Source organism: Bacillus cereus group sp. BfR-BA-01349 (assembly GCF_022663795.1).
GTDB classification, from domain to species: Bacteria; Bacillota; Bacilli; order Bacillales; family Bacillaceae_G; genus Bacillus_A; species Bacillus_A cereus.
On record NZ_JAKUGE010000074.1, the window covers coordinates 1 to 19516 of the forward strand.

Genomic DNA, 19516 nt, shown 5'->3' on the forward strand with positions numbered 1-19516 from the left:
CCGCAACCAAATGGTCCCGTGGTGTAGTGGTTAACATGCCTGCCTGTCACGCAGGAGATCGCCGGTTCGACCCCGGTCGGGACCGCCATTTCATATAAAGAAAAGAACGAAACAAGTTGTTTCGTATTTTTTTATTTGTTTTAACAAAAAACTAATAAAGACAGTCAAACTATCCTTAGGACAACTCCTAAGGACTTTTTTATATATTCAAAACCTGTATAATAAAGAGCAGAGAACATTGTGAGTAAAGTAGGTGAAGTCTGTGAGTAAATATGAAGTAACAACAAAATCTTCTGAGGAGACACAAAGGTTATCAGAAAAACTAGGTGAGCTCGTAGAGGCACAAGATGTAATTATTTTAGAAGGAGATCTTGGAGCTGGTAAGACGACTTTTACAAAGGGACTAGCAAAAGGTCTTGGAGTGAAAAGAGTTGTAAATAGTCCTACCTTTAATATCATTAAAGAATATAAAGGAAGATTACCGCTATATCATATGGACGTGTATCGCTTAGCAGAAAGTGAAGAGGACTTAGGCTTTGATGAATATTTCTACGGTGAAGGAATTACGGTAGTAGAATGGGCTCATTTAATAGAGGCATATTTACCAAATGAAAAGTTACAAATTAGTTTATTCCATGCTGGAGATGACACAAGAAGAATTATACTCGAGCCAATTGGAGATCGCTATATTAGATTATGTGAGGAGCTATTACAAGATGAAAGTACTAGCAATTGATACTTCAAATTACGTAATGGGTGTATCCCTTATTGAGGAAGGAAACGTAATTGGGGAAATCATTACAAATTTAACGAAAAACCATTCTGTACGTCTTATGCCAGCTGTAGAGAAACTGTTAAAAGAGTGTGGCGTAAAACCGAAGGAATTAACTAAAATCGTTGTAGCTGCTGGACCTGGATCCTATACAGGTGTTCGCATAGGCGTGACAGCGGCAAAAACATTAGCTTGGTCACTTCAAATACCAATTGTAGGTGTATCAAGTTTAGAGGTAGTAGCTGCAAACGGTGCTAACTTTAACGGGTTAATTTGTCCTTTATTTGATGGAAGACGTGGGCAAATTTATACAGGGTTATATACATATGAAGGAGAGCAGTTAACTTCAATAGAAGAAGACCGAATTATTCTTATTGTGGACTGGTTGCAAATGTTAAAAGATAAAGGACAGCCTGTTTTATTTATCGGTAACGATGTTAAATTGCATAAAGAAACAATTATAGAACATTTAGGTGATCAAGCTGTATTCGCTCCATTTACTAAAAATAATCCAAGACCAAGTGAGCTAGCATTCTTAGGATTACAAAAAGAAGAACAAGATGTGCATACGTTTGTTCCGAGCTATCTTCGTTTAGCTGAAGCTGAAACAAAGTGGTTAGAAAGTCAAAACAAGTAGGAGCTTGCAGAAGATGGATATGATATTTAGAAAGATGGAGCTTGATGATATTGCTCAAATTGTAGCTATTGAAGAAGCGTCTTTTTCAACTCCTTGGACTGCAGATGCCTTTCATCGTGAATTAACGATGAATGAACATGCACATTATATTGTGTTAGAAAAAGATGGTCGTGTAGTCGGGTATTGTGGATTGTGGATAATTATTGATGAATCACATATAACGAATATAGCTATTTTGCCAGAATACCGAGGTCAAAAGTTAGGAGATGCCCTATTGAAAGCAGTTATTTCTGAAGCGAAAGAACTAGGGGTAAAAACAATGACACTTGAAGTACGTGTATCAAATGAAGTAGCAAAGCAGTTATACAGAAAATACGGATTTCAAAATGGTGGGATTCGTAAACGATACTATGCAGACAATCAGGAAGATGGTCTCGTAATGTGGGTGAATATATAATGGAAAAAAATACGATTATACTTGGTATTGAAACAAGTTGTGATGAAACAGCAGTAGCAGTTGTTAAAAATGGAACGGAAATTATTGCGAATGTCGTTGCATCACAAATTGAAAGTCATAAACGTTTTGGCGGCGTTGTACCAGAGATTGCATCCCGTCATCATGTAGAAGAAATTACAGTTGTGTTAGAAGAAGCTTTAAAGGAAGCAAACATCACATTTGATGATATTGATGCAATTGCTGTAACAGAAGGTCCTGGTTTAGTAGGAGCACTTCTAATTGGAGTAAATGCAGCGAAGGCAGTAGCGTTTGCACATGATATTCCGTTAGTCGGTGTTCATCATATTGCTGGTCATATTTATGCGAACCGTTTAGTAAAAGAAGTTCAATTCCCGTTATTATCACTTGTTGTATCCGGTGGGCATACAGAACTTGTTTATATGAAAGAACATGGTTCATTCGAAGTAATTGGTGAAACACGAGACGATGCAGCTGGAGAAGCATATGATAAAGTAGCTCGTACGTTATCTATGCCATATCCAGGTGGTCCTCATATTGATCGCCTTGCACATGAAGGAGAACCGACAATTGATTTGCCTCGTGCATGGCTAGAACCGGATTCATATGATTTTAGCTTTAGTGGATTGAAATCAGCAGTTATCAACACTGTGCATAACGCAAAACAACGCGGTATAGAAATTGCGCCAGAAGATTTAGCGGCAAGTTTCCAAGAAAGTGTAATAGATGTACTTGTAACGAAAGCAGCTCGTGCAGCAGAAGCTTATAATGTAAAGCAATTACTTCTTGCTGGTGGAGTAGCTGCTAATAAAGGACTTCGTGCGCGATTAGAAGAGGAATTTGCACAAAAAGAAAACATTGAATTAATTATTCCACCGCTATCTTTATGCACAGATAATGCAGCGATGATTGCAGCCGCAGGGACAATTGCTTATGAACAAGGTAAGCGTGCAACATTAGCCTTAAATGCAAATCCAGGATTAGATATTGAAGCATAGTTATGCACATAATTAACCACAGGTTGTGGATAAAACCCATATTGTCTGTTGATAATATGGGTTTTATTGTGTATATAAAATGTTGATAACTTTTTTGTCGATTGTGGATAATGTGGAAAAGGTATTTTAAGGTTTATTTTATAAAGGTGGATATGTGTATAAAATTGTGGATAAATAGGATGATGTCAGACCTTTGAATTTGTTCTTTTTCGGGAAATAAAAAGTAAGAAGATATCCCCGAAAAACATTTTGAAACATCCCCCTATTATAGAAGATGCTAATATTGTCAATCTTTGTCGTTAAATCGATATTTCGTGTCGAATTGTTAATATATATAGGGTTACAATAGATATATTTGAAAAATCGTTGGTATATTCTAAGTTACGATTGATATACTCAAAAAATTGTTTCTGTATTAAAAGAAAAAAAGATGTCGCATAGTCAAAAATCCTGACTTATGAGACATCTTTTTTATTTAAATATGCTTATACATGCAGCTCTTCCCATTCTGCCATACAAGTTTCAAGTTGTTCTTGTAGCGTTTGCTTTTTAGTTGTAATTTCACTAGCTTTTTCATAATCTGCATATATTTCTGGTAAGCAAAGTTGATCTTCTAACGTAGCAATTTCTTCTTCTAATTCTAATATACTTTGTTCTAGCTCTTCAATTTTTCTGGTGCGTTGACGCTCTAGTTTTTTACGCTCTTTTTCTTCTAAATAATTTAATTTCTCTTGTGCAACCACTTTTTGAACAGGAATGTCACTTTCTTGCTGTTCAAGTTCTGCACGTTCAATCATTTCATTTTTCTTTTCAACGTAGTAATCGTAATCCCCTAAATATTCCTGTGCACCTTCTGTTGATAACTCAACCACAGTCGTTGTTACACGGTTAATAAAGTAGCGGTCATGTGAGACGAATAGAAGAGTCCCTGGGTAATCAATTAAAGCATTCTCCAAAATCTCTTTACTATTTAAATCAAGGTGGTTCGTAGGCTCATCTAGAATTAACAAATTTGACTTTTGCATCATAAGTTTTGCAAGAGCTAATCGAGCTTTTTGTCCACCGCTAAGAGAAGATACTGGTTTCAGTACATCATCTCCTGTGAATAAAAAATTCCCGAGTATAGTACGGATTTCTTTTTCAGGTTGCAGTGGATATTCATCCCATAATTCATTTAAAACCCGTTTAGAAGATGTTAAGTTTGCTTGTTCTTGATCATAATAACCAACAGATACATTTGATCCGAAAGAAACATCACCATTTAATAGTGGTAACTTATTCACAATAGACTTTAACAATGTGGATTTCCCAATTCCGTTTGGACCAACTAAAGCAACACTATCTCCGCGAGTTAAGCGCATAGTTACATGTTCAATTATAGGGTTCTCATCATAGCCGATGGTTGCATCATTTACTTGTAAAACATCATTTCCACTTTGCTTTTCAATATCGAAGTGGAATGATGCTGACTTAGAATCCCCTAATGGTCTCGTTAATAATTCCATTCTGTCTAGTTGTTTACGACGACTTTGAGCACGTTTCGTTGTAGAAGCGCGAGCTATATTCTTTTGAACGAAGTCCTCAAGTTTTGCGATTTCATCTTGTTGTTTTTCGTAACGTTTCATTTCTTGCTCATATAATGCTGATTTTAAGTCTAAATATTTACTGTAGTTACCAACAAATCGTCTGCTTTCTTTATTCGAAATTTCATATACTTGTGTAACGAGTTTGTCTAAGAAATAACGGTCATGTGAAACGATTAATATTGCGCCAGGATAACCTTGTAAATATTGCTCAAGCCACGTTAATGTTTCGATGTCTAAATGGTTTGTAGGCTCGTCCAAAATAAGTAAGTCTGGTTTTGTTAATAATAATTTCCCGAGAGCTAATCTTGTTTTTTGCCCGCCGCTTAAAGTAGAGATCGTCGTCTGGTGCGTTTCAACTGGGAAGCCAAGGCCGCTTAAAATGGAGCGAATATCCGCTTCATATTGATATCCACCTTGATCTTTATAATTGAGTTGCAATTGGTCATAATCAGCTAACAATCTTTCATATGTAGCTTCGTTTGAAAAGTTTTCTTCTTTTCCCATTTCTTGCTCAAGCCTTCGAAGTTTTGTCTCCATTTGCTGTAAGTGGGTAAAGACGGTTAGCATTTCATCCCAAATTGTTAAAGACGTTTCTAGTCCAGTATTTTGAGCTAAATATCCGATTGAGACATCTTTCGGTTTTATAATTTCGCCACCATCATGAGATAATTCACCAGCGATAATTTTTAATAATGTAGATTTGCCTGCTCCATTCCTTCCAACTAATGCGATACGATCTTTTGTTTGTACTTCCAATTTTATGTTTGCAAGAATCGTTTCTGCACCGTATAATTTCGAAAGCGCGTTTACTTGTAATAAAATCAATGTTTTCACCTCAAATAATTTCTTAACTTTGCCATGTTTATATTTCTCAATCATACTAAAAATAGTGTATAGTTTAAAATAAAGAGAGAATACTTCTTCTCTTTATTATACAAGGAATTTAATGAGTGCTAAACTTCTGTATTTGATTAAAGTATATGAATAAAGATAGGAAGAGAGGAGAGGTCATATGGATCAGCAAAAGATTCCACAAGCCACTGCTAAAAGATTGCCTCTATACTATCGATTTATCCAAAACTTATCTCTTTCTGGTAAGCAGCGTGTTTCATCGGCCGAATTGAGTGAGGCAGTAAAAGTAGATTCCGCAACAATACGAAGAGATTTTTCGTATTTTGGAGCGTTAGGGAAAAAGGGATATGGATATAACGTAAATTATTTATTATCATTTTTCCGTGAAACACTTGATCAAGATGATATAACACGTGTAGCACTTATTGGAGTAGGTAATTTAGGGACCGCTTTCTTACATTATAATTTCACGAAAAACAATAATACAAAAATTGAAATGGCATTTGATGTTAGTGAAGAGAAAGTTGGAACAGAAATCGGGGGCATTCCTGTATATCATTTAGATGAATTAGAAGAGAGATTATCAAATGATATACAAGTGGCAATATTAACAGTACCGGCTACAGTAGCACAAGCTGTAGCAGATAGATTAGCTGAAACAAGCGTGCACGGTATTTTGAATTTCACACCAGCGCGATTAAACGTATCAGAGAATATTAGAATTCATCATATTGACTTAGCTGTAGAGTTACAAACATTAGTTTACTTTTTGAAAAACTATCCACAATAAAACGCAGAGGAAGCGACCTCTGCGTTTTATTATTGTTTCTTTTTTGTGAATTTAATTAATATAAGGCGAAGTGCCAAATTAAAATCAATTGTTGCCATAACTGCAAATAGTATTGTCCACATATTCCAGATTGTATCTGTCACGTTCGTAATGGCGAAGCGTGTAAAGATACATCCAAGAAGGAAGTATAGTGCAGCCATGAACAATGGTGAGTTTCTCATACAAAAAATCCTCCGATAAAGCCTTGCATTTTTTCAGCTTCTTTAATCATTTCTTGAATTTGTTCATTGCTCATAAAAATTTGCCCAATAGCGACTAATGTATTCATCGCAACATGAGCTGCAATCGGAACGATAATACGTTTCGTCTTCACATATAAGAAGGCGAATACGAGCCCCATAGCAGTGTATACCAATAAATGAGTAAAATCAAAATGAATTGCTGCAAATACAAGCGAACTAATGATAGCTGCGATAAAGAAGTTAAACTTCTTATAAAGCGTGCCGAATAGAATTTTTCTAAATACGATTTCTTCTAAGATAGGTCCAATTATAGATACAACAATAAGGAACCAAGGTATCGTTCTTGCGATGTCCATCAGTCTGTCTGTATTCTCAGATTCACGTGGAACCCCAAATACATACATTTCAATCATACCTGCAATGGATTGTGAGATGATTGCTAAGAAGAACCCGATGAAAATCCATCCAATAGTAGCTGGGATAGAAGAGCGCATTGGATCTAAATGCCTGTCACGAATATCTGTTCTAAGTAACCAAAGTACGATACATAATGCAACAAAGAAGCTAATAATTGCCCAGTGTCCCGTTATGATTTGTCCTTTTTCCTCAATGGTAAATCCTCTATTATCGTAGAGTCCTGTTTTTAGGAGAAGTGGTAATCCAACAACGCCGGATAACTGCATTAAAATGTATGTAACGATAATCCACCAGTATTGTTTCTTCAAATGGTTTAACCATCCTTTCTAACTATAGTGTATGAGATAAGTTAGGATAACATGTAAATATGCTACCTACGATATAAACCTCACTTGAATTATGTTTTTTTCGTAAATCCTTATTTGAAATTATAATAGAAGACAGGAGAAAGTTGTGTGTGTAGCGAAAACAACTTAGGGTGTCCTTTCATATTGTAACATACGAGCAGTGGAAACAACGATTCATATAGTAAAGGCAGTATTCTATATAGAAAGTTTATATAGTGATTTGCGAAAAAATTATGATTTTTTTACTTGCAAAAGAAATTGAGATTATTTATTATTATAAGTGTGTTAGCACTCGGATGACTTGAGTGCTAATAAAAGAAATTTACATAACAAAATGAGGAGGTTATTGTTCATGCTAAAGCCATTAGGTGATCGCGTTGTAATTGAGCTTGTTCAAGCAGAAGAAAAAACAGCAAGTGGTATCGTATTACCAGATACTGCAAAAGAAAAACCACAAGAGGGTAAAGTTGTTGCAGTAGGTACTGGTCGAGTGCTTGAGAATGGTGAGCGTGTTGCTTTAGAGGTAGCAGCAGGTGATCTTATCATCTTCTCAAAATATGCAGGTACTGAAGTGAAATATGAAGGTACAGACTACTTGATTTTACGTGAAAGTGACATTTTAGCAGTTATCGGTTAATTATATAAATCTTAAAAAATCCAAGGGGGTCAATTATTATGGCAAAAGATATTAAATTTAGTGAAGAAGCACGTCGTTCGATGCTTCGCGGTGTCGACACTCTTGCAAATGCAGTAAAAGTAACGCTTGGACCAAAAGGTCGTAACGTTGTACTTGAGAAAAAATTTGGTTCACCACTTATTACAAATGATGGTGTAACAATCGCAAAAGAAATCGAATTAGAAGATGCATTCGAAAACATGGGTGCGAAATTAGTAGCAGAAGTTGCTAGCAAAACAAATGACGTAGCTGGTGACGGAACAACAACTGCAACTGTATTAGCGCAAGCTATGATTCGTGAAGGTCTTAAAAACGTAACAGCTGGTGCGAACCCAATGGGTCTTCGTAAAGGTATCGAAAAAGCTGTTACTGCTGCAATTGAAGAATTAAAAACGATTTCTAAACCAATCGAAGGTAAATCTTCTATCGCACAAGTAGCTGCTATTTCTGCTGCTGACGAAGAAGTAGGTCAATTAATCGCTGAAGCAATGGAGCGCGTTGGTAACGACGGCGTTATTACTTTAGAAGAATCTAAAGGCTTCACAACAGAATTAGACGTAGTAGAAGGTATGCAATTTGATCGTGGATATGCATCTCCTTACATGATTACTGATTCTGACAAAATGGAAGCAGTTCTTGATAACCCATACATCTTAATCACTGACAAAAAGACTTCTAACATTCAAGAAATCTTACCAGTATTAGAGCAAGTGGTACAACAAGGTAAACCACTTCTTATCATTGCCGAAGATGTAGAAGGCGAAGCGTTAGCTACATTAGTAGTGAACAAACTTCGTGGTACATTCAATGTAGTAGCTGTTAAAGCTCCTGGATTTGGTGACCGTCGTAAAGCAATGCTAGAAGATATCGCGATCTTAACTGGTGGCGAAGTAATCACTGAAGAATTAGGCCGTGACTTAAAATCTGCTACAGTTGAATCTTTAGGACGCGCTGGTAAAGTTGTTGTAACGAAAGAAAACACAACTGTAGTTGAAGGTGTAGGAAGCACAGAACAAATCGAAGCTCGCATCGGTCAAATCCGTGCGCAATTAGAAGAAACAACTTCTGAATTCGATCGTGAAAAATTACAAGAGCGTCTTGCAAAACTTGCAGGTGGCGTAGCGGTAATTAAAGTAGGTGCAGCAACTGAAACTGAGTTGAAAGAACGCAAACTTCGCATTGAAGATGCACTTAACTCAACTCGTGCAGCAGTAGAAGAAGGTATCGTTGCAGGTGGTGGTACTTCACTTATGAACGTATACACAAAAGTAGCTTCTATCGTAGCTGAAGGCGACGAAGCAACAGGTATCAACATCGTACTTCGCGCACTAGAAGAGCCAGTTCGTCAAATCGCAATCAACGCTGGTCTAGAAGGATCTGTAGTTGTAGAGCGTCTAAAAGGCGAAAAAGTAGGCGTTGGTTTCAACGCAGCTACTGGCGAATGGGTTAACATGCTTGAGTCTGGTATCGTAGATCCAGCTAAAGTAACTCGTTCTGCACTTCAAAACGCAGCATCTGTTGCAGCTATGTTCTTAACAACTGAAGCTGTAGTAGCTGACAAGCCAGAACCAAATGCACCAGCAATGCCTGACATGGGCGGCATGGGCATGGGTGGTATGGGCGGAATGATGTAATAAGCCGTCATTTTGAGAAATAGTTAATTCTATTTTTCGTCTGAAATGAAAATGTTGTCATGTGAATGATTCTATCTAAAGAAAAGGCTACTTCCTAAAAAGCGGGAAGTAGCCTTTTTATATCTTCAAAATTATCCTTGTTATCAAGAGGTGCTACACAAAATTTAGGGCTATGCTATGTAGCAATAAGTTTAATACGATGCTTAGTAGGGTGCATTTTGAGAACTATTAAATGTATTAGCGGATTTAAGGAAGCTTCTTTTTAAGAATTTTTTATAACTACAATTCCATTGATAGTAAGATGCCCCCATAATTGAAGAAGTTAATTGGCTTTTTATTGCTGGTTCGTCGTTTTGGAAATAATCCTGTTGTATTTGTTTTTGCATATCTTTCCAATGTTTTTGTAATAAAGTTTTTATTTTTCTATCCGTGTGGATAAATCCTGGATAGTAATTAAAGTCATTTATTAGGTAAAAATATTTTGCGTCTTGATAAGATGATTTACTTTTTATTTCATAATCTTCTATAAAGGTGGTTAATAATTTAATGATTTTTTGTTTAACAATCTTGTATTCAGGTTCTACTTTTCCGTTATTGCTTAAAATATAGACAGCTACTGAACAAATACTAAAATAATCATCTTTATGTTTATCTAGTATTTTACATAAGAGCGGAGAAGGGATTTTTTTTGTTAAAAATTTTGCGCTTACTAGTAATTCATAGATAGAATTGAAATCATTAATATGTTGTTTAATAATCTTGTGAATTCTATTAAATATTTCTTCATCACAATCAAAAAGGATATTCTCCTCTTTTTCAATACCTTCATGCAGTTTTCTATGCTTTAAAAATAGTGTATATAAGTTTTGAGTACTAAAATATTCAGGTGCATAATTAAATATATATGCTGCAATGTCTAAGAGATATTGTCTATCAACGGGACTTTCATGATAACCTAAGATATCTTTCAAAGCTTTAAGTGCGTATCTGACTAGAGACAGTTTCTTACTTTTATAGGTGTTAATTAATATGTTGAACTCCACCAAAAAGTTACTTATTATCCTGTTTTTATCTTTGTTTCTTTTGGATTTAATAAAAGTTTCTTTAAAACGTTCAAATTTTTGGTTGAATATAATGATAAAATCATCTTCAAGCATTGATTCACTTTTAGTACAATAATATTTATCTTTGTTAATATTCAACTTATATCCTCGTAAATGCTTCTCGATAGTATTTCTTATAATTCTCTCACTATCTTCTTTTGGATTCATAAAGAAAATGGTGTAGTCATCTATAAAACGGTAAATTAAATAGTGTTTATTGAGTTCCAGCCCTTGGCTAGATAAGTCTCGTGCGATCTCTAAATCTATCCTTGTTAGTAGTACTTCGGAGATTATTCTTGAAAATTCGGGTCCTATAATGATTCCGTTTGTTTCGTTATAGTTGATATCCATACATATCGCATCGATACATTTGAAAAAGGAATCCCTTGCTTTTTTCGGTTTAGTAGATTTACCAATTTTAACGAGGGATTTCCCGCCGACAACAGCCCACTCTAATGAATGGGTGTAGATAGAATTGAAAAACTCCTTAATATCTATATTCATTACGTTATCGTATTTATATTTGGCCCTAAAGTAGGTTTGTGATTGTTTGAATTGTACGATGTTGTTGAATATTCTGTAACTGAAATAATTTAATAATTCTTTAACAATATCGTTATGTGAGATTTTAAATTTTTCTTCACGTGTTCCCTCAAATAAAAATTGTTCATTATAATAATTGAACTCTTCTTTTTTACGCTCTAACTCGGCATAATTAGCTCTATTAATTTTCCAAGGGGACCTAATACTATACGGTGAGAGAGAACAAAAACTTGTAATATTAGAATCGAACTGTTCAATAAAGTTCATCATTTTTATTTGAGCAAGAGGATGGGGAAGACTTAAATTTCTAACTTCTTCGCCGTTGGTTTTAGGAACCAAGAATGCCATTGGAATTGTCCATTTGGTGGTATTTAAAAATTTCTTATCTACATATTTCAGATTTGTATTGCTAAAATTTATTGGTATCTCTAATGGTAAAGTTTCTTTATGTAAAAACATTTTACTTTTCATCTTTGCTCCCCTTTTATTTAGTTGTTATTTATGTATAATATTAACAGAGGGTTGAATATTTGTAATCTGCTTGGATACTAATTCGTTTTGAGGCCTTATGCAAATGAGTGAGTCTAAGATTCGTTCAAAGGCTAAAAAATTTATATGGTAAAGAAGCATCCACACACATTTTGGTTTATGACTACTTGTTTTGAACCATATAATTTGCATCCAGGAAGAGATTATACATACTTGTAAAAATCAAATTTTTAGGATGTAATTATGATAATAGTATTATAATATCGTTTGCAAAAATGGTAGGATACTATTATTTTCAACCCTCTATCCAATTATATTAAGGGGAATAACATGAAAATTTCTCAATATAAAGTTATCCAAATTAATAAAAGGAAAATTTATATCGGCTCTCCTAAACAAAAGGATTTAGATAGGAAGGTACATGAAGATTTAAAAAGGAAATATAGATTATATAATAAAAATCGAGATTACATAATTAGAAGTATTATTAACACTCTTGTAGATAGTTCTGAGAACATCGTGGCAGGAGGTAAATTTACTATAATTAATATTGATATTGCAGATTTCTTTTCAAGTATTAATACTCATAGGTTATATCGGCGTATATTGAGATCTGGAATAATCAAAGATACCTCATTAAGAAAAATTAAACAAATTGTCTTTTCTTCAAAAATAAAAGGAATTCCTCAAGGTGTTAGTTTTTCATCTGCATTGGCAGAAATTTATTTAGAGGATTTTGATAAAAAAATCCCTTTAGTATATTCGAATTTAATTTTATTTAAGAGATATGTGGATGATATTATAATAATTTGTTGGGGAGACCATACCCAAAAAGTCGTTGATGAAGGTAAATCCACCGACAAAAATCTCAAAATTATGAAAGATATATTGGGAGATTTGCAACTAGGTATGAATAAAAAACACAGTGTTGAAGTCGTGGATGCCGAATCAGAATTTAAATTTAGTTATTTAGGTTATACCTTTACGGGACAAACGCAATCTGAAAAGTTAAATGTGTCAGTAGATAGCAAAAAAATTAAGAAATATAAAAAAAGTATCAGAATGTTATTTTCGAAGTTTAACCGAGGGGTAAAATCTCAAAGTAGATTTTATAAATTGTATTATAATTTAAGAAATTTACTTTGGGAAACAGGAACTAAAAATTTTAAAAATGGTAAAGAATTCACATTTGGATTTAAATATAATTATCGAGAAATTAATGATTACAGCTCTTTTGATGAAATCAATCAAGAATTAAAATCACAAATTTATAAGGCGAAAAGTTTTAATAATCAACAAAAGAGGTTGTTACATTCCTTGTTTTTGGATAAGGATAAAGTACAGAAATTTAACTTTAATAGTGCTTCAAAACCTCAATTAATTGGGATTATGAGGAAGTTAAATGTGACGCCACAATCTTCCATAGGAACAGAAAGATTATGTGACGTATGGATTAGTCAGATTTTTAAAGAGTTGTACAATTGAAACATACTCGTAAGTAATAAGAAATATATTTTACTGTAGCTTTTCTGTCATCTGAAAGTTTGGATTTGTTACAGCGGAATTTTTGGGGCTTTTGTAATTGACTAATGAGTTTTATAGCGTTATTTGCTAAGTTTGAAATACAGTATTGAATAATTGTAGAGATAGCCTGAACAAATTATTTTATAAGGAAATGAATTTCTGTAGAATTTTGTCGCTTTCTCTCTTGACCATATTGATACTTCATTGTTAGAATCTAGGAAGATAATATAAAACGATCCTTCATATATCCTCAATGATATGGTTTGAGAGTCTCTACCGGGTTACCGTAAACAACCTGACTATGAAGGCAGTGTGTCTTATATTTATAAAGAGCGGAGACTATCTTTCTTTATAAAGCCAGACCCCTGCCTTTTCTTTGTTATGAGACTAGAGGCGGAGGACTGGCTTTTTTTATTATATTGGTAATGTTTTTCGCCAAATTGGTGAAAATATTTATATACGAGAACTAACGTTGGGGTGATTATTTTGAAGAAACAACACGATACAATTATCGTTTTAGATTTTGGAAGTCAATACAATCAGTTAATAGCACGTCGAATTCGTGAGTTCGGTGTATACAGTGAACTTCATCCACATACAATTACTGCGGAAGAAATTAAAGCAATGAATCCAAAAGGGATTATTTTCTCTGGTGGACCAAATAGCGTATACGGTGAAGGTGCATTACATTGTGATGAAAAAATCTTTGAACTAGGTTTACCAATCTTCGGTATTTGTTACGGTATGCAGCTTATGACGCAACACTTCGGTGGTAAAGTAGAGCGTGCAAATCACCGTGAGTACGGAAAAGCTGTTCTTAAAGTAGAGAACGAATCAAAATTATATGCGAACCTTCCAGAAGAGCAAGTTGTATGGATGAGCCATGGTGACTTAGTAACTGGTTTACCTGAAGGATTCGTAGTAGACGCAACAAGTGAGTCTTGTCCAATTGCTGGTATGAGCAATGAAGACAAAAACTTATACGGTGTACAATTCCACCCAGAAGTACGTCACTCTGAGCACGGTAACGATTTAATTAAAAACTTCGTATTTGGCGTATGTGGTTGTTCTGAAGGATGGAACATGGAGAACTTTATCGAAGTAGAATTAGAAAAAATTCGTGAAACTGTTGGAGACAAAAAAGTCCTATGCGCACTTAGTGGCGGTGTAGACTCTTCTGTTGTAGCAGTATTAATTCATAAAGCAATCGGCGACCAGTTAACATGTATTTTCGTTGACCACGGCTTACTGCGTAAAGGGGAAGCAGAAGGCGTTATGAAAACATTTAGCGAAGGCTTCCACATGAACGTTATTAAAGTGGATGCAAAAGAACGCTTCATGAACAAGTTAAAAGGTGTAGAAGATCCAGAACAAAAACGTAAAATCATCGGTAACGAATTCATTTACGTATTTGATGATGAAGCGTCTAAATTACAAGGTATGGACTTTTTAGCACAAGGTACACTTTACACAGATATCGTTGAAAGTGGTACAGCAACTGCACAAACAATTAAATCTCACCACAACGTTGGTGGACTTCCAGAAGACATGCAGTTCAAATTAATTGAGCCTTTAAACACGTTATTTAAAGACGAAGTACGTGTATTAGGATCTGAACTAGGAATTCCTGATGAAATCGTATGGCGTCAACCATTCCCAGGACCGGGTCTTGGTATTCGTGTATTAGGTGAAATTACAGAAGAGAAATTAGAAATCGTTCGTGAATCTGATGCGATTTTACGTGAAGAAATTATTAAAGCGGGCTTAGACCGTGAAATCTGGCAATACTTCACTGCACTTCCTGGTATGCGTAGCGTAGGTGTTATGGGTGACGAGCGTACTTACGATTACACAGTAGGTATCCGTGCAGTAACATCTATCGACGGTATGACAGCTGACTGGGCACGTATCCCTTGGGACGTATTAGAGAAAATCTCTGTACGTATCGTAAACGAAGTAAAACACGTTAACCGTATCGTGTATGATGTAACGAGTAAGCCACCAGCAACTATTGAGTGGGAATAGTATTTATAAAAAGGTCCATCTATTGCTTATGCATAGATGGATCTTTTTTATTTTGGTATTAATACGAACGAAACTATAAAAGTTTATGAAAATGTTCGTTTTTAAATTGACAAAACTACTTCGTCGAGTTAATATGATTATGTAATTCAAACGAAAAGTGAATATTATAGCCGTCGTATAATATCGGGGATATGGCCCGAAAGTTTCTACCTAGCTACCGTAAATGGCTTGACTACGAGGCGTTTGTATAAAGATGAGGGGAAACTTGTCTTTGTTTATAGAACGCTTCCATGTATATATGCAATGGAAGCCTTTTTTATTTCTCGGGATAAAAGAGGGCTAGGGTGAAATACGGCGAGTAATCATATAACGGGGGAAACATAGGATGAAACGCTATTTTCAGTTTGATGAGCTCGGTACGAATTATAAGACTGAGTTCATAGCAGGGTTAACGACATTTCTATCTATGGCTTACGTACTATTTGTCAATCCTGCTACGCTGTCGCTTGGAAATGTTAAAGGGTTACCAGCAGGTACAGGGATGGATCCAGGTGCAGTATTCGTTGCTACGGCATTAGCGGCAGCGATCGGTTCGTTAATTATGGGTATTTTCGCGAAGTATCCAATTGCTTTAGCGCCAGGTATGGGAATTAACGCGTTCTTTGCTTATACAGCAGTGTTAACGATGGGTATTCCGTGGCAAACGGCCATTGCCGGAACATTAATGTCAGGTATTATCTTTATTATTCTTACTGCTTCAGGTATTCGTGAAAAAATCATTAATGCAATTCCATCGGAGTTAAAGTTTGCAGTAGCAGCAGGTATTGGATTATTCATTGCTTTCCTTGGATTCCAAAATGCCGGAATTATCGTGAAAAACGATGCGGTTCTTGTTGGGTTGGGGGACTTAACAAAGGGCACAACGTTACTAGCAATCTTCGGGGTTGTTACTACGATCATCTTCATGATTAAGAAAGTTAATGGTGCAGTATTCTACGGTATGATTCTTACAGCGATCTTAGGAGTTGCAACAGGATTAATTGATACTCCGAAAGCTGTGGTGGGAGCAATACCGAGTCTAGAACCAACGTTCGGCGCGGCGTTAACGCACTTCGGAGATATTTTCACAGTTCAAATGGGGATTGTTATTATAACGTTCTTCTTTATCGATTTCTTTGATACAGCAGGTACGCTTGTAGCGGTTGCAAATCAAGCAGGATTAATGAAGAACAATAAATTACCACGTGCAGGAAAAGCGTTATTTGCAGATGCGATTGCAACTGTAATTGGTGCGATTTTAGGTACATCAACAACAACGTCTTACATTGAATCGTCTGCAGGGGTAGCAGCAGGAGGACGTTCTGGATTTACAGCAGTTGTAACAGCAGGATTCTTCTTACTGGCACTATTCTTCTCGCCATTACTAAGTGTTGTAACGCCAGCTGTAACGGCACCGGCTTTAATTATTGTAGGAATCTTGATGGTTTCTTCCTTAGGGGAAATTGATTGGAAGAAATTCGAGATTGCAGTACCAGCATTCTTTACAATTATCTCTATGCCACTTACGTATAGTATCGCAACTGGGATTGCGATTGGATTTATCTTCTATCCAATTACAATGGTTGTGAGTGGTCGTCGTAAAGAGGTTCATCCGACTATGTATGTTATGGGAGTTTTATTCGTACTATATTTCATCTATGTTCGTAAATAAAAGGGGTTTTTTAAAGGTCTAGACTTAAGGGGAGTCTAGACCTTTTTTGCGTCTTCAGAAAATCTTAAGGATTTCCGAGCGTTTTTCTTCAGAAGTTTTCCTATAATAGAAGTTAGGGATTAAAAAAGTGATGGGGGAGATATTGTGGCACACGAAACAATACTTGTCGTAGATGATGAAAAAGAAATTCGGAATTTAATTACAATCTATTTAAAGAATGAAGGATATAAAGTATTACAAGCAGGAGACGGAGAAGAAGGATTACGTCTATTGGAAGAAAATGAAGTACATCTAGTCGTATTAGATATTATGATGCCGAAAGTGGATGGTATTCATATGTGTATGAAGGTAAGGGAAGTGAAAGAAATGCCTATTATTATGCTTTCTGCAAAACGCAAGATATGGATAAGATTTTAGGGTTAACAACGGGTGCAGATGATTATGTAACGAAACCATTTAATCCGTTAGAGTTAATCGCAAGAATTAAATCTCAGTTACGCCGTTATATGAAAATGAATGGTTTCGCTATACAAAATGAGGACGAGCTAGAAATTGGAGAGATGAAAATAAACATCTCGACCCATAAAGTTATTGTGGACGGAGAAGAAGTGAAACTGACCCCAAGGGAATTTTCAATTCTAGAATTACTAGCTCGTAATCCGGGTATGGTCTTTAGCGCAGAACAAATTTATGAAAAGGTTTGGAACGAAAGATCTTTCCAGCCTGATAATACGGTAATGGTGCATATTCGAAAAGTACGTGAAAAGATTGAGGAGAATCCAAGGAAACCTAGATATATAAAAACAGTATGGGGAGTGGGGTATAAGATTGAAAAAGATATTTAATCCGTTTACTTATATAAGGAAAATAAGAGAATTAATTGAGAAATTAGTAAAGAGCGTACGAAAGAGTATAAGGATTCAATTGATTACTACTTTTGCTGCTTGTGCGTTATTAGGAGTTTTGTCAGCGAAGGGAGCTGCGCCATTTTTTGAGAATGCGAATCGTCAAGCAACTATCGATTATCGGGCTGGTATGGAACAAATTAATCACCAAGCTCAAGGAGCGGCAAATAGTTCGGTTCATGAAAATAAATTAGAAGCTATATCAAATATGATCGAAATGGAGAACCAAAATTTAGAGCAAGGGTCTAGAGCTTTAAAGATATTGGTTACTGATGAAAGTGGTAAAGTTTTATATAAAACAAAGCAAGCGCAAGAAGAGCAAATCGATTTGCATAATACGATTCGTAATGCAGCATCATTTGCGATTAATTATACAGATGGTAGAAATGTATTTGAAAGTACAAGAAAAGAGTTTATATCTTTTTCACCTATTACTATTGAAGGAAAGAATTTGTACATGTTTGTTAGCGGAATTCCAGAGGGAGAGGTAATGTATGACACGAAAGAAGGACCATTCCCATTTTTAATTGGTGTTCTTGTATTCATTTTCTCTTTCTTCTATATAACAAAGAGAAAGATGAAGCAGATTGAAGCAATGGCGCAAGGTGTAAAGGAAATAGAAAGAGGCAACTTAGCGTACCGCATTGAGAAAAAAGGTGAAGATGAGATTGCAGCTTTAACTGAGAATATTAATAATATGGCAGAAGAGCTTATGAATAATATAGAAAAGGAACGTAAATTAGAGAAGCAAAAGAATGAGCTTATTACGAATGTATCTCACGATTTACGCACACCGCTGACTTCTATTATGGGCTACTTACGATTACTTCGAGATTCTAAATATGAAAATAAAGAACAACACGATGAGTATACGAGAATTGCTTTTGCAAAGTCGGAGCAGTTAAAAAATTTAATAGAAGATTTATTTGAGTATACGAAGTTAACAAATGAACAAGTTGTATTAGAAAAACAGGAAGTTTGTATGAATGAGCTACTCGAGCAATTAATAGAAGAGTTAGTACCGCAGGCGGAAGAACATGGACTTACGTTTGTTAAGAAGTTTCCTGAGGAACGTGCTTATGCATCGATTGATTCGGAAAAGATGGTTCGTGTATTTGATAATTTACTAATGAATGCGATTAAGTATAGTAAAGATGATGGAGAGATAAAAGTTTCTCTTCAAAGGCAGCGTAGGGATATACAAATTGTAATTGCGAATCATAGTGAAGAGTTTACGAGAGAAGAGTTAGCGAATTTGTTTGAACGTTTCTATAAGAAGGATCAATCTCGAAGTAGAGTAACGGAAGGCTCGGGACTCGGTTTAGCGATTGCGAAAAGTATTGTTGAGTTACAAGGTGGTAGTATTCGAGCGGAATATAGGGATGGTATTATTCAATTTATCGTTTCGTTACCAATTATAGAAAAATAATAAATGAATAGAATGATATGTGATAAAAAGGCTTATTTTAAAATAAATAAGCCTTTTTATATTTTTTATAAAAACATATTGACGATTAGAGCTTAGAGGTGTAATATAGAACAAGTCGCCGATGACAATAACGTCGAAAGCGACAAACGAAATAAAAAACTTAGTTGACATTGAAAGATGAAAATGTTAACATAAGGAAGTCGCAAATGAGCGACTAAGTAGTTCTTTGAAAACTGAACGAAACAAACAACGTGAAACGTCAATTTTTATTTTTAGATGCTAGACAAACTAACTTTATTGGAGAGTTTGATCCTGGCTCAGGATGAACGCTGGCGGCGTGCCTAATACATGCAAGTCGAGC

At 35.3% G+C, this 19516-nt stretch carries 15 protein-coding genes, 1 tRNA gene, 1 rRNA gene, 1 pseudogene and 2 riboswitches; of the genes and pseudogenes, 14 read left to right on the top strand and 4 right to left on the bottom strand.

The genetic code is table 11. The features are described 5' to 3' along the window. The first annotated feature begins 12 nt into the window (after nt 1-12). The 5 genes from MR169_RS26230 to tsaD all read left to right on the top strand — a co-directional run bounded on the left by MR169_RS26230 (nt 13) and on the right by tsaD (nt 2882). Nucleotides 13-88: transfer RNA gene (locus MR169_RS26230), tRNA-Asp, on the top strand. Between the two features lie 174 nt (nt 89-262). Further along, the gene (gene tsaE, locus MR169_RS26235) at nt 263-736 is read left to right on the top strand and encodes a tRNA (adenosine(37)-N6)-threonylcarbamoyltransferase complex ATPase subunit type 1 TsaE (protein ID WP_000049644.1); all 474 of its coding nucleotides are present in this window, start codon (nt 263-265) and stop codon (nt 734-736) included. Beyond that, nucleotides 717-1409, top strand: coding sequence for a tRNA (adenosine(37)-N6)-threonylcarbamoyltransferase complex dimerization subunit type 1 TsaB (tsaB, locus tag MR169_RS26240; RefSeq protein ID WP_000865753.1), 693 nt, complete (start codon nt 717-719; stop codon nt 1407-1409). The genes tsaE and tsaB overlap by 20 nt, the downstream gene beginning before the upstream one ends. Nucleotides 1410-1422: 13 nt before the next feature. After that, nucleotides 1423-1866: a ribosomal protein S18-alanine N-acetyltransferase gene (gene rimI / locus MR169_RS26245; RefSeq protein ID WP_000367190.1), complete on the top strand. Its 444-nt coding sequence runs from the start codon at nt 1423-1425 to the stop codon at nt 1864-1866. Then, on the top strand, nt 1866-2882 hold the full coding sequence (tsaD, locus tag MR169_RS26250) for a tRNA (adenosine(37)-N6)-threonylcarbamoyltransferase complex transferase subunit TsaD (protein WP_000414585.1): 1017 nt from the start codon (nt 1866-1868) through the stop codon (nt 2880-2882). Before rimI ends, tsaD begins: the two co-directional genes overlap by 1 nt. Nucleotides 2883-3367: 485 nt before the next feature. Here tsaD and MR169_RS26255 read toward each other — a convergent pair whose 3' ends face one another. Further along, nucleotides 3368-5293: an ABC-F family ATP-binding cassette domain-containing protein gene (locus MR169_RS26255; RefSeq protein ID WP_000602145.1), complete on the bottom strand. Its 1926-nt coding sequence runs from the start codon at nt 5291-5293 to the stop codon at nt 3368-3370. A 187-nt stretch (nt 5294-5480) separates the two neighbouring features. On the opposite strand from MR169_RS26255, the gene MR169_RS26260 reads away from it, so the two are divergent. Then, entirely contained in the window at nt 5481-6110 is a 630-nt protein-coding gene (locus MR169_RS26260) for a redox-sensing transcriptional repressor Rex (protein ID WP_000372699.1), read from the top strand. A gap of 29 nt (nt 6111-6139) precedes the next feature. Here MR169_RS26260 and MR169_RS26265 read toward each other — a convergent pair whose 3' ends face one another. Together MR169_RS26265 and MR169_RS26270 are read right to left on the bottom strand one after the other, a co-directional pair. Further along, entirely contained in the window at nt 6140-6331 is a 192-nt protein-coding gene (locus tag MR169_RS26265; protein WP_001246200.1) for a YdiK family protein, read from the bottom strand. Beyond that, nucleotides 6328-7077: a CPBP family intramembrane glutamic endopeptidase gene (locus MR169_RS26270; protein WP_000745327.1), complete on the bottom strand. Its 750-nt coding sequence runs from the start codon at nt 7075-7077 to the stop codon at nt 6328-6330. Before MR169_RS26270 ends, MR169_RS26265 begins: the two co-directional genes overlap by 4 nt. A 391-nt stretch (nt 7078-7468) precedes the next feature. Between MR169_RS26270 and groES the strand changes: the two genes are divergently transcribed. Both groES and groL read left to right on the top strand, forming a co-directional pair. Beyond that, entirely contained in the window at nt 7469-7753 is a 285-nt protein-coding gene (groES, locus tag MR169_RS26275; protein WP_000917311.1) for a co-chaperone GroES, read from the top strand. A gap of 38 nt (nt 7754-7791) precedes the next feature. Next, the gene (groL, locus tag MR169_RS26280) at nt 7792-9426 is read left to right on the top strand and encodes a chaperonin GroEL (RefSeq protein WP_242320295.1); all 1635 of its coding nucleotides are present in this window, start codon (nt 7792-7794) and stop codon (nt 9424-9426) included. 203 nt (nt 9427-9629) lie between these two features. Here groL and MR169_RS26285 read toward each other — a convergent pair whose 3' ends face one another. Then, nucleotides 9630-11543: an RNA-directed DNA polymerase gene (locus MR169_RS26285; protein ID WP_242320296.1), complete on the bottom strand. Its 1914-nt coding sequence runs from the start codon at nt 11541-11543 to the stop codon at nt 9630-9632. A 348-nt stretch (nt 11544-11891) separates the two neighbouring features. On the opposite strand from MR169_RS26285, the gene MR169_RS26290 reads away from it, so the two are divergent. The 6 genes and pseudogenes from MR169_RS26290 to MR169_RS26315 all read left to right on the top strand — a co-directional run. Next, the gene (locus MR169_RS26290; RefSeq protein ID WP_000703846.1) at nt 11892-13046 is read left to right on the top strand and encodes an RNA-directed DNA polymerase; all 1155 of its coding nucleotides are present in this window, start codon (nt 11892-11894) and stop codon (nt 13044-13046) included. Between the two features lie 259 nt (nt 13047-13305). After that, a riboswitch (purine riboswitch) is annotated at nt 13306-13407 on the top strand. A gap of 164 nt (nt 13408-13571) precedes the next feature. After that, the gene (guaA, locus tag MR169_RS26295; protein ID WP_128975892.1) at nt 13572-15110 is read left to right on the top strand and encodes a glutamine-hydrolyzing GMP synthase; all 1539 of its coding nucleotides are present in this window, start codon (nt 13572-13574) and stop codon (nt 15108-15110) included. 153 nt (nt 15111-15263) lie between these two features. Beyond that, a riboswitch (purine riboswitch) is annotated at nt 15264-15365 on the top strand. A gap of 130 nt (nt 15366-15495) precedes the next feature. After that, nucleotides 15496-16821 (top strand): NCS2 family permease, encoded by a 1326-nt coding sequence (locus MR169_RS26300; protein ID WP_242320297.1) that lies wholly within the window; start codon nt 15496-15498, stop codon nt 16819-16821. A gap of 144 nt (nt 16822-16965) precedes the next feature. Further along, nucleotides 16966-17666 (top strand): annotated as a pseudogene (locus MR169_RS26305) (response regulator transcription factor). Beyond that, nucleotides 17650-19155, top strand: a complete 1506-nt coding sequence (gene ampS, locus MR169_RS26310) for an aminopeptidase AmpS (RefSeq protein ID WP_016119030.1) — start codon at nt 17650-17652, stop codon at nt 19153-19155. The pseudogene MR169_RS26305 and the gene ampS overlap by 17 nt, the downstream one beginning before the upstream one ends. Before the next feature lie 294 nt (nt 19156-19449). Further along, nucleotides 19450-19516, top strand: a 16S ribosomal RNA gene (locus MR169_RS26315); the annotation flags it as partial.

Bases quoted from the DNA above. Each gene is read 5' to 3' on its own strand.
- MR169_RS26300 (WP_242320297.1), top strand. From the start codon at position 15,496: ATGAAACGCTATTTTCAGTTTGATGAGCTCGGTACGAATTATAAGACT.
- MR169_RS26285 (WP_242320296.1), bottom strand. From the start codon at position 11,543: ATGAAAAGTAAAATGTTTTTACATAAAGAAACTTTACCATTAGAGATA.
- groL (WP_242320295.1), top strand. From the start codon at position 7,792: ATGGCAAAAGATATTAAATTTAGTGAAGAAGCACGTCGTTCGATGCTT.
- tsaD (WP_000414585.1), top strand. From the start codon at position 1,866: ATGGAAAAAAATACGATTATACTTGGTATTGAAACAAGTTGTGATGAA.
- tsaB (WP_000865753.1), top strand. From the start codon at position 717: ATGAAAGTACTAGCAATTGATACTTCAAATTACGTAATGGGTGTATCC.
- MR169_RS26265 (WP_001246200.1), bottom strand. From the start codon at position 6,331: ATGAGAAACTCACCATTGTTCATGGCTGCACTATACTTCCTTCTTGGA.
- MR169_RS26290 (WP_000703846.1), top strand. From the start codon at position 11,892: ATGAAAATTTCTCAATATAAAGTTATCCAAATTAATAAAAGGAAAATT.
- groES (WP_000917311.1), top strand. From the start codon at position 7,469: ATGCTAAAGCCATTAGGTGATCGCGTTGTAATTGAGCTTGTTCAAGCA.
- MR169_RS26260 (WP_000372699.1), top strand. From the start codon at position 5,481: ATGGATCAGCAAAAGATTCCACAAGCCACTGCTAAAAGATTGCCTCTA.
- rimI (WP_000367190.1), top strand. From the start codon at position 1,423: ATGGATATGATATTTAGAAAGATGGAGCTTGATGATATTGCTCAAATT.